Raw genomic sequence first — 10,272 nt, 5'->3', positions numbered from 1 at the left:
CGGCGTAACGCCTGCAACGCCTCGTCCCAGGTTGTAGCAGAAGCCGAGTCCCGAGCCGCGCAGCTCCGTCGGATACAGCTCGGTCAGCACCGGGCCGATGACACTGAACATGCCGGTGGCGATGAAACCGAGCGGCACACTCAGCAGCAGCAACGTGACGTTGGAGATCGTCAACCCCGCATAGGACAGCGCGAGCACGATGCCGCCGATCGCAAACGCCATCAGCGTCACGCGGCGACCCGCGCGGTCGCTGAGCCAGGAACCGAAGGCGTAGCCGAGGAATGACCCCGCGATGATGGCTGCGAGATAACCGCTGCTGTCGACGATGGACAGTCCGCGTTCCGCGCGCAGCATGGCCGGCCACCAGGTGGCGATGGCCCAGTATCCGCCGTGCATGCCGATCGCCAGCAGACTGCCCTTCGCAGTCATCGCCAAGGTCGGCCCCGCGAAGATGCTATGCCATGGGACGCGGCGCGTGATGCTGCGAAACGCCGCGGGCTCCTGCAGCCGGCGTCGAAAGAAGAACACCGCGAGCGCCGGCAGGAATCCGACGACGAACGTGATGCGCCAGCCGAGATCGGGCGGCAGCACCGACAGCACGATCGTCGAAATGACTACAGCCAATCCCCATCCCACCGCCCAGCCGCTCTGGGCCATGCCGACCATCCGCCCCCTGATCTGCGGCGCAGCGACTTCCGCAACGAACACGGCGCCGACGGCGAGTTCGCCGCCGAAGCCCAGTCCCTGCAATGCACGCGCGATCAGCATCTGATGGAAATCGCCAGCGAGACCGCACAGGCAGGTGGCGACTGCAAACCACAAGATCGTAATCTTCAGCATCGCGACACGGCCGACGCGGTCGGCGAGCACGCCGGCGAGCCATCCGCCGAGCGCGGACGACGTGAGCGCGACGGTCGCCAGCAATCCGGCCTCGACGTGCGTCAGTCCCCACGCCGTCAGCAGGACGGGCAGCACGAAGGCATAAAGCTGGATATCCATGGCGTCCAGACTGAACCCGCTGAAGGTCGTCCAGAAGGCACGGCGAGCGTCGGTATCCAGCGTGCGATACCATGCAGGACTCATGCAGTGAGCGATCGCCTCCCGCGATTCGATGGCTTCGTGTGATGGCCAGATTCCTGGCGCAATTCCGGGCGATCACCGGTCTTCGTTCGTCGCGCTGCGCAACGGGACCGGGGCGCTGAAGCAAGACGACAGATGATTGACAGCATATCCCGCACCTCGATCGAACGGATAGCGTTCGGCCCGTTCTGCCTCACGCCGGGCGAACGGCTGCTGACGAAGGACGGCGCGCCCGTCGAGATCGGCGGACGCTCGCTCGATCTGCTCATCGCACTCGTCGCGCAACCCGGTCGCGTCCTGCACAAGAATGAATTGCTGAAACGCGTCTGGCCCGACGTCGTGGTCGAAGACAGCAGCCTGCGCTTTCACATGGCCGGCCTGCGCAAGATCCTCGGCGATGGCGAAGACGGTGCGCGCTACATCGCGACACAGGTCGGCGTCGGCTACGCCTTCGTCGCACCCGTGCAGGCGCTCGCCGCCATCGACGGCGAATTCGTGGCGGCGCCAGCGCTACCGTCGCAGCACGAACCCCAATCCATTCTCGACGCAAAACTGCCGGCGCGTCCGCCGGGCGTGATCGGACGTGATCGCGACATCCGGCTGCTGAGCGAGCGGCTGTCGGACACGCGCCTGTTCACCATCGTCGGCCCCGGTGGCGTCGGCAAGACGACGCTCGCACTCGAAACGGCACATGCATCGCTGGCCCGTTTCGCCGACAAGGCCGCCTTCGTCGATCTCGCGACGCTGGAAGATCCCGCGCTGATTCCTTCGGCCGTCGCCGGTGCGCTGGGGATTCCCGTCCAGGGCGCCGATCCGCTGTCGGTCGTGCTCGCCCACATCCGCCCGCGACAGCTGCTGCTGATCCTCGACAACTGCGAGCACATGGTCGATGCCGTATCGCGCATCGTCGAACAGATCCGGGACGCGGCGCCGCGGGTGAATGTGCTGGCCACCAGTCGCGAAGTCCTGCGCGTGCGCGGCGAACACGTGCACTGGCTGAACCCGCTCGACTATCCGCACGAGACGGCGAATCTGTCGCTCGATGAACTGCTGGCCTATCCGGCGGTCGAGCTGTTCATCGAACGCGCCTCGGCCGGCAACAGCGCACTCGGCGTGGATGCCGAAGCAGCCCGTCTGATCGCCGACATGTGTCGCCAGCTCGATGGCATGGCGCTGCCCATCGAACTGACCGCGGTGAGGGTCGCCGCCCATGGCTTGCGCGCCACGTCGGCGCTGCTGGCCCAGCGCTTCAATCTCGCCTGGAGCGGGCAGCGCACGGCCGTGCCGCGCCAGCAGACGCTGCAGGCCACGCTCGACTGGAGTTACGAACTGCTCTCGGAACCGGAACGGCTGACGCTGGAAAGACTGTCGGTCTTCGTCGGCTTCTTCTCGCTCGACTCGGCGCTGCACGTCGTCACCGACGACCGCATCGATGCCGACGCCGCGGCCATCGCGCTCGATGGACTGACGACCAAATCGCTGCTGTCGCCCAACCGCTCCTCGGGCACGAGCTGCTATCGCCTGCTGGAGATGACGCGCGCGTATGCCAAGAAGCGCTTCGCACTGCGCGGCGCTGACGAGTGCAATGCCACCGCCCGCCGTCACGCCGCCCGTTTCCTGCACGAACTCGAAACGCGCCAGCACGCGCCGCTGGATTTCCAGACGGAGACTGCGCACTTCACCCAGATGCTGGGCAACATCCGCGGCGCGCTGGAGTGGAGCTTCCGGCCGCACGGCGATCCCGATCTCGGCGTGCGACTGGCTGCGCTCAGCGCCCGCGTCTTCATGACGCTGTCGCTGCTGGTGGAATGCCGCACCTGGTGCGCGCGAGCCTTGCGCGATCTCGGCCGGCAGCACGCGGGCACGTCGACCGAGCTCGAACTGCAGGCCGCACTGGGACTGTCGCTCATGTTCACCGGCGGCAACAGCGAAGCCGCCGAATCGGCATTGCGCCGCGCGCTCGACATCGCCACGCGACTGGACGATCGCTGGAACCAGTTGCGACTGCTGGGACGCCTGCACATCTTCCATGAGCGCATCGGCGACTTCGCGACCGCAAAGACCTGGGCCGACACCGCCGTGAAGGTGGCCGCCGTCATCGACCAGCCCGAAGCCATCGCCATCGCGGCATCGCTCGCCGGCATCTCGCATCACCTGGCGGGCGACCAGACGCGGGCGCGCAGCGAACTGGAACTGTCGCTGCGCGAAAGCCTGCCCTCGGAACGCGCGCGCACCATCCACTACGGGTTCGATCATCGCAACCGCTCCGGCATCGCACTCGCGCGCACCTTGTGGCTGCAGGGACATGCCGATTTCGCGCGGCATGTCGCCGAACACATCGTGCAGCAGGCGGCACGCCTGGAACATCCCATCACGCACTGCATCGCATTGATCTGGACGCTGTCGGTACACCTGTGGCGCGGCGATCTCGATCACGCGCAGGCCAGTCTCGACGTCTTCGCGGATCGCGCCGAGCTGAATGCGTTTCAGCCCTACATCGCCGCGTCGACCGGCTTTCGCGGACAGCTGAGCATCGAACGCGAACAGCCCGAAGGCGCGCTCTGTCTGCTCGAGGAAAGCCTGGCGCGACTGCATGCCTCCCGATACGAACTGCTCACGAGCACGTTCGAAACCGCGCTGGTGCAGGGCCTGGCGCTGCGCGGCCGCAACGATGAAGCGCTGCTGGTGGCCAATACCGCGATCGATCGTTGCCTCGGCAATGGCGAGGGCTACCTGCTGCCCGAGATGCTGCGGCTGAAGGCCAGCGTCGTCGGCGATCCGTCCGCAGCCGAACGGCTGCTGCAGGAATCGCTCACCTGCGCCCGCACGCAGGGCGCGCGCGCCTGGGAACTGCGCGCCGCGATGGATCTCGCCCGTCTGTGGATTGCCGACGGGCGCCTCGCCGAGGCCATGTCGCTGCTCGGACCGGTTCGCGATGCGCTGACGGAAGGGCTGGCCACGCGCGACGTGCGCGCCGCCGATGCGCTCCTGCGATTGCACGCCTAGCACTTCGCGATGCGACGATCCTGGAACCGATCCGGATTCGAAACGTTGTCCCGATGCAGCAACAACGGATGACAGGAATGGCGCAGACAGTTTCCATCCGCGCACGTCGCAAGCAGTACCTCGTCAGGGGACAGCAAGTTCAGCAGGTCGATGCACGCGAGCTGCAGTCCGTGCTCGGCACGGCGAAAACGGAAGGCCCGGACGAAGCGCGCGGCAATCGCGCCGTACCGGATGCCGCGCGCTGGACGGCACGCGACGCGTGGCTTGCCGGCGGACGCTGAATCTGGCGGTCATTGTCGCCTCTTTCTTCCTGTAGGTCAGGCTTCAGCCTGACTCCTAAAGAGGCCGGCTGAAGCCGGCCCCACAGAAGAGCCAGCAGAAGATTCTGCGCCATCGCGCACGGGAGAAACCATGAAAACGCGGACACTCGGCAACCACCTCGAAGTTTCGGCCCTGGGCCTCGGCTGCATGGGACTGAGCTTCGCCTACGATCCGGTACCCGACCGGCAGCAGGGCATCGCGCTGCTGCGCGCGGCGGCAGAGCGCGGCGTGACCTTCTTCGACACGGCGGAAGTCTACGGTCCGTTCGCCAACGAGGAACTGCTCGGCGAAGCGCTGGCGCCGTTCAAGGGACAGGTGAAGATCGCCACGAAATTCGGTTTCCGGATCGATGAAAGAGGCCGGCAGGTCGGCGTCGACAGCCGGCCGGAACACATCCGCGAAGTGACCGAGGCGTCGCTCGGACGACTGAAGGTCGAGACGATCGACCTGCTCTACCAGCATCGCGTCGATCCGGAGGTGCCGATCGAAGACGTCGCCGGGACGGTGAAAGACCTGATCCGCGCCGGCAAGGTGAAGCACTTCGGTCTGTCGGAGGCCGGCGCGCAGACGATCCGCCGCGCGCATGCAGTGCAGCCGGTCACCGCACTGCAGAGCGAATACTCGTTGTGGTGGCGCGAGCCGGAGAAGGAGATCCTGCCGACGCTGGAAGAACTCGGCATCGGCTTCGTGCCCTACAGTCCGCTCGGTCGCGGTTTCCTGACCGGCAAGATCGACGAGAACACGCAGTTCGACAAAACCGACTTCCGCAACATCGTGCCGCGCTTCACGCCGGAAGCCCGCAAGGCCAATCAGTCGCTGGTGGCGCTGCTCGACAGGCTCGCGACCCGGAAGCAGGTGACGCCGGCGCAGCTCGCACTCGCCTGGCTGCTGGCGCAGAAGCCATGGATCGTGCCGATACCCGGCACGACCAGGCGGCACCGGCTCGAAGAAAATCTCGGCGCGCTCGACGTCGCGCTGACCTCCGCGGAGGTGCAGGAGATTTCCGCCGCGGTATCGAATACGCCCGTCGAGGGCGCGCGGTATCCGGAGAAGATGCAGAGGATGACGGGGCGCTGAGAGCTGACCTGCGCGCAATCCCCGGTGCCGCCGCGAATACGTGCGCACCGGAACTGCCCGCCAGGCTCAATCATTCGATTCTCGATCATTCGATGGAGGTTCAAGCCTGCGAAGGGGGACTGTCATCATGGCGCGACGCTACAGCAAGAAGGCATCGAAGAAGGTTCGCACGGTCATGCGCGAGCGCAAGCGCGGCACGCTGCGCAGCAGCTCCGGCAAGAAGGTCACGAGCCGCAAGCAGGCGATCGCCATCGCGCTGTCCGAGGCGCGGCGGTCCGGGGCGAAGGTTCCGAAGAAGAAGCGCAGCAGCAGGAAGACGTCGCGCAAGAAAAAGACGACGTCCCGGAAGAAGAAGTAGCAGCCGATCGCTACGCGGCGCGGCGTGCGCTCTCGGCCGGCGTCGCGACGTCGGGCTGACGGGCAGGCGACGCGTGCGCCTGGCCGCGTGCGCCCTGCATGGAGAAGGCCGAGATGGCCGACAGCATCTGGTTCGATTGATCTTCGAGCGCTTCCGCAGTGGCAATCAGTTCCTGCGCCATCTGCGCATCGCGCTGGGTGATCTGGTCCATCTGCACCACGGCCTTGTTGATCTGTTCGATGCCCGCGGACTGTTCGATGCTGGCGGCTTCGATCTCGCCGATCATCTGACCGACCTGCTGCACCGACTCCACGACGTTGCGCATCGACACTTCGGCTTCGCTGGCAAGATCGGTGCCGCGCGCCACCGTTCGACCGGAGACCTCGATCAGCTCGCGGATTTCGCGTGCCGACGTCGCCGACCGCTGCGCGAGGCTGCGCACTTCCTGCGCCACGATGGCGAATCCGCGACCCTGCTCACCCGCCCGCGCTGCTTCGACGGCCGCGTTGAGCGCCAGCAGGTTGGTCTGAAAGGCAATGCCATCGATGATCCCGACGATATCGCCGATGCGCTTCGAGGAATCGGCGATCTCCTTCATGGTGACGGAGACTTCGCCGACGACATCGCGACCGCGCACCGTGGCCGACGAGGCGCCGGTCGCCATGCCGGCGGCCTGGCGCGCGTTGTCCGTGTTGCGCTCCACCGTCGCGGTGAGTTCTTCGAGCGATGCGGCGGTTTCTTCGAGACTCGCCGCATGCTCGCTGGTGCGGTTGGAAAGCTCGGTGTTGGCCGCCACGACCGCGCCGACGCGCTCGCGCACCTCGCCCGCCGCCGCCAGGTTGTCCTTCAGCACGCCGTCGAGTTTGACGCGCACCTGTTCCAGCGTCTGTGCGACCGCGACGATGCATGACACGCCTTCGTCCGTAATCCGCGTGCGCGTGTCGCCGCTGACGAGGCGAAACGTCGCCTTCTGCAGCGCAATGAGCGGCCTCACGACCTTCTGCTGTACATAGATGAGATTGGCGAGACTGACCAGCGCACCGAGTGCGCCCGCACCTGCAGCCCAGTTCATGCCGGTGCTGCGCGCGAGATGCATCGTGAGGACCGAGAACAACAGCGTCAGGAATCCCAGCACCCAGCAGGAACTGATTCTCAGCGACGGGCTCAGCGCGCGCCCGAACGCGCCGACCAGGGACGTATCGACCACCTTTCCCTCGCGCAGAGTCAGCGCACCGGCGCGTCCCTGGCGGATCGCGGCATAGACACGTTCGGCCGCCTGAATCTCTTCGCGCGTCGGCTTCACGCGGACGGACATGTAGCCGCTGATGCGACCGTTCTCGATCATCGGCGTCACGTTGGCGCGCACCCAGTAGAAGCCGCCGGACTTGCGCCGGTTCTTGACGATGCCCGTCCAGCTGCGGCCGCTGCGGATCGTGGCCCACAGATCCGCGAAGGCCTCCTTCGGCATGTCCGGGTGCCGCACGATGTTCTGCGGCTGGCCGAGGCACTCTTCCAGGGAGAACTCGCTGCTGCTGAGAAAAGCCGGATTCGCGTAGGTGATGCGGCTCGCTGGATCGGTGTGCGTGATGATGACTTCGTCATCCGGCAGCACGTATTCGGTCTGCGTCGTGGGTCCGTTGTCGCGCATGGCTGCTGTTTCCGAAGTGTTTCCCTGTCCTTCCGTGATCGGCTGATATCTGCCGCGGTTGAGTGGTATCGGTTCGCATTTTCCTGTGAGGGAACGCCCGACGATGGCGCGGCCTCTCGGCCTCATCGACACGAATTTCCGTGCAGGAATGGCGTCCGGCGCCATTACGACTATTCGGCAGAACGCTGCCCACAACCCGTATTTCCGCGTCAGACGGCGAACGGCACAGTCTCGCGATCTTCGAGGGGAGCTGCCGCAATGCCCGCATCCGACTTTCGTTCCCGCCGCGCCAGCAACTTCGCGGTGGTTGCCTGGACGCTCGTGGTCATGCTGATGGGCTGCGGATCGGACAAGAGCGCCGCGGTGCCGGCCACCCCCGCGCCTGTGGCGCCGGCCGCTACCGTGTTGCCTGCCGCCGCAGTTGGCGGCGCTGCGGCAGCGGCTGCAGCGCCGGCAGCGGTCACGCAGGCGTCATGGCAGCCCGATGCGCTCGAAGAACTGCTCGCGCCGATCGCTCTGTATCCGGATGCGCTGCTGTCGCAGATCCTCGCCGCCTCGGTGAACTCGCAGGAAGTGCTCGACGGCGGCAACTGGCTGCTGCAGAACGAGAACCTGAAGGGCGATGCGCTCGACGAGGCGGCGGAGAAAGCGGGCTTCGGTCCGGCGATGCGCGCGCTGGTGCAGTTCCCGACCGTCGTCGACATGATGTGCCAGCAGATCGACTGGACGAAGCAGCTCGGCTCCGCCTTCACTTCCGACCAGGCGAGCGTGCTCGATGCCGTACAGCGGCTGCGGGCGCAGGCGAAGGACGTCGGCAATCTCAAATCGACGCCGCAGCAGACGGTCGAGACCAAAACGGAGAACAACAAGATCATCGTCGAAGTGAAGCCGGCGGATCCGCAGGTGATCTACGTGCCGCAGTACGACCCGCAGGTGGTCTACACCACGGCGCCGCCTGCGACGACGACCACGACGACGCAGAGCAGCGGCGTCAGCACCGGTGCGGCCGTTGCCGGCGCGCTGCTCGCCTTCGGCGTCGGCGTCATGGTCGGCAATGCCTTCCACGACGATTACTACTATCCGCACTGGGGCTACGGTTCCATGTACTTCGGACCGCGACCGTTCTATCCGCCCGCCTACGTCTATCGCCCCGTGTACGGCCCGGCTTTCCGGCCCGCTTATCACTACGCGCCGCCGCCGGGGTATCGCTACAACTACAACCACATCAACGTGCAGAACAACATCAACGTGAACGTGAACAATAACTACTTCAACCGCTTCGACAACAACCAGAACCTGCGCGCGGGCAATGCCAACAGTCCGATCTCCGGCACGAAGCACGGCGTCGGTGCAACGCAGCGCGCCGGACAGACTGCAGGCGGCACGCGCGATTCGTGGAAGGGCCAGTCGACGTATGCCGGCAACAGGAATCCCGCGACGCAGGCACGACTGAACCAGGCAGCAGGCAGGCCCGCCACTGCACAGGATCGACCGCAGCAGCACGTGGGCGGAGCGGGCGGCACGCGCAATCCGTCGGCCGGTACGCAGCACGTCGATCGCGGTTACGGCGGTTCGACGCGCTCGCCCTCGCGCGACATCGCCTCGCAGGCCCGGCCGAGCCAGAGCGCGACGCCGCGACCGGCAACAACGACGCATGCGACCAGCCGGCCCGCATCGCGACCGGACAATGCCTTCTCCGGCGCACGCTCGTCCGGCAATGGTTCGTTCGACCGCGCAGCCAGCGCCCGCGGTCACGCCAGTGCGGGATCGCGTCCCCATCCCGCTCGCTCGGCGCGCCGACGCTAGGAGAAGAAGATGAATCGTCCTCTCATCGCTCTCGCCGCGGCACTCTCCCTGGTCGCAGTCACGGGTTGCCAGCGCAAGGACGCCGCGACACCCGCACCGACGAGCGCAGCGACAACGACTGCAACAACATTCGCCACGCCCGAGGCCGCGATCGACGCGCTGGTCGCCGCGGTCGAAGGCAACGACGTTGCCGCGCTCAAGGAAATCCTCGGTCCGGGCATCGACGAACTACTGTCGTCCGGCGACGAGGTGGAGGATCGCGCCGAGCGCGAAGCCTTCATCGCGCGCTATCGCGAGCAGCACATGCTCGTCGCAGGCGGCCCCGATCGACTCGTGCTGCAGGTGGGCGCCGATCACTGGCCGTTGCCGATTCCCCTCGTGCGCGGCAACGACGGCTGGCACCTCGACGGCGAAGCCGGCGCCGACGAGATCGTGGTCCGCCGCATCGGCGCGAACGAGCTGCACACCATCGATGTGATGCGCGGCTTCGTCGAAGCGCAGGAAGACTACGCCGCCGTGGCCCACGATGGCGGCAACACGGGCGTCTATGCGCAGAAGCTGCGCAGCGACGCCGGCAAGCAGGACGGCCTGTACTGGGAAGCGGGCACCGGCGCAGCAGAAAGTCCGGCGGGGCCGGCACTCGCCGCTGCGACCAGCGAGGGCTACAACGCCGCGAAGGGAGAGCCGTATCACGGCTATCTGTATCGCATCCTGCTGTCGCAGGGCGCCGCGGCCAACGGCGGCGCGAAGGACTATGTCGTCGACGGCAAACTCACCGGCGGCTATGCGCTCCTCGGCTGGCCCGCGGACTACGGCGCCAGCGGCATCATGACGTTCATCGTGAATCAGGACGGCGTCGTGTGGCAGCGCGATCTCGGCGAAGACACCGCGAAGGCGGTCGCGGATATCACGCAGTTCAATCCGGATGAGGACTGGACGCCGCTGGCGGTGGAGGAAGTTGCTGCCGCGAACTAGC

Annotated in this window: 8 protein-coding genes; 6 read left to right on the top strand and 2 right to left on the bottom strand. The window is 66.5% G+C overall.

Annotated features, from left to right (window positions below; genetic code table 11):
- Positions 1–1,083, bottom strand: a 1,083-nt coding sequence (locus V7D81_RS21940; protein ID WP_324320335.1) for an MFS transporter, incomplete at its 3' end; no start/stop codon positions are given.
- Positions 1,084–1,215: 132 nt separating this feature from the next.
- Between V7D81_RS21940 and V7D81_RS21935 the strand changes: the two genes are divergently transcribed.
- The 4 genes from V7D81_RS21935 to V7D81_RS21920 all read left to right on the top strand — a co-directional run bounded on the left by V7D81_RS21935 (position 1,216) and on the right by V7D81_RS21920 (position 5,842).
- On the top strand, positions 1,216–4,086 hold the full coding sequence (locus tag V7D81_RS21935) for an ATP-binding protein (RefSeq protein WP_324320333.1): 2,871 nt from the start codon (positions 1,216–1,218) through the stop codon (positions 4,084–4,086).
- A gap of 77 nt (positions 4,087–4,163) precedes the next feature.
- Positions 4,164–4,367, top strand: coding sequence for a hypothetical protein (locus V7D81_RS21930; RefSeq protein WP_324320331.1), 204 nt, complete (start codon positions 4,164–4,166; stop codon positions 4,365–4,367).
- A 130-nt stretch (positions 4,368–4,497) separates the two neighbouring features.
- On the top strand, positions 4,498–5,484 hold the full coding sequence (locus tag V7D81_RS21925) for an aldo/keto reductase (protein WP_324320329.1): 987 nt from the start codon (positions 4,498–4,500) through the stop codon (positions 5,482–5,484).
- Positions 5,485–5,611: 127 nt separating this feature from the next.
- Positions 5,612–5,842, top strand: a complete 231-nt coding sequence (locus V7D81_RS21920; RefSeq protein WP_324320327.1) for a DUF6496 domain-containing protein — start codon at positions 5,612–5,614, stop codon at positions 5,840–5,842.
- A 10-nt stretch (positions 5,843–5,852) separates the two neighbouring features.
- Here the strand turns inward: V7D81_RS21920 and V7D81_RS21915 are convergent, their stop codons facing one another.
- Positions 5,853–7,490: a methyl-accepting chemotaxis protein gene (locus V7D81_RS21915; RefSeq protein WP_324320325.1), complete on the bottom strand. Its 1,638-nt coding sequence runs from the start codon at positions 7,488–7,490 to the stop codon at positions 5,853–5,855.
- Positions 7,491–7,748: 258 nt separating this feature from the next.
- Between V7D81_RS21915 and V7D81_RS21910 the strand changes: the two genes are divergently transcribed.
- Both V7D81_RS21910 and V7D81_RS21905 read left to right on the top strand, forming a co-directional pair.
- Positions 7,749–9,296 carry a DUF3300 domain-containing protein gene (locus tag V7D81_RS21910; RefSeq protein ID WP_324320323.1) on the top strand — a complete coding sequence of 516 codons (1,548 nt, stop codon included), beginning with the start codon at positions 7,749–7,751 and terminating at the stop codon, positions 9,294–9,296.
- 9 nt (positions 9,297–9,305) lie between these two features.
- A complete protein-coding gene (locus tag V7D81_RS21905; RefSeq protein ID WP_324320322.1) occupies positions 9,306–10,271 on the top strand; it encodes a DUF2950 domain-containing protein in 966 nt (321 codons plus the stop codon).
- Position 10,272 lies beyond the last annotated feature (1 nt).

The sequence above is a fragment of the Povalibacter sp. genome, from assembly GCF_036735925.1.
Lineage (GTDB): Bacteria > Pseudomonadota > Gammaproteobacteria > Steroidobacterales > Steroidobacteraceae > Steroidobacter.
This window is presented reverse-complemented; position numbering and strand designations above follow the sequence as displayed.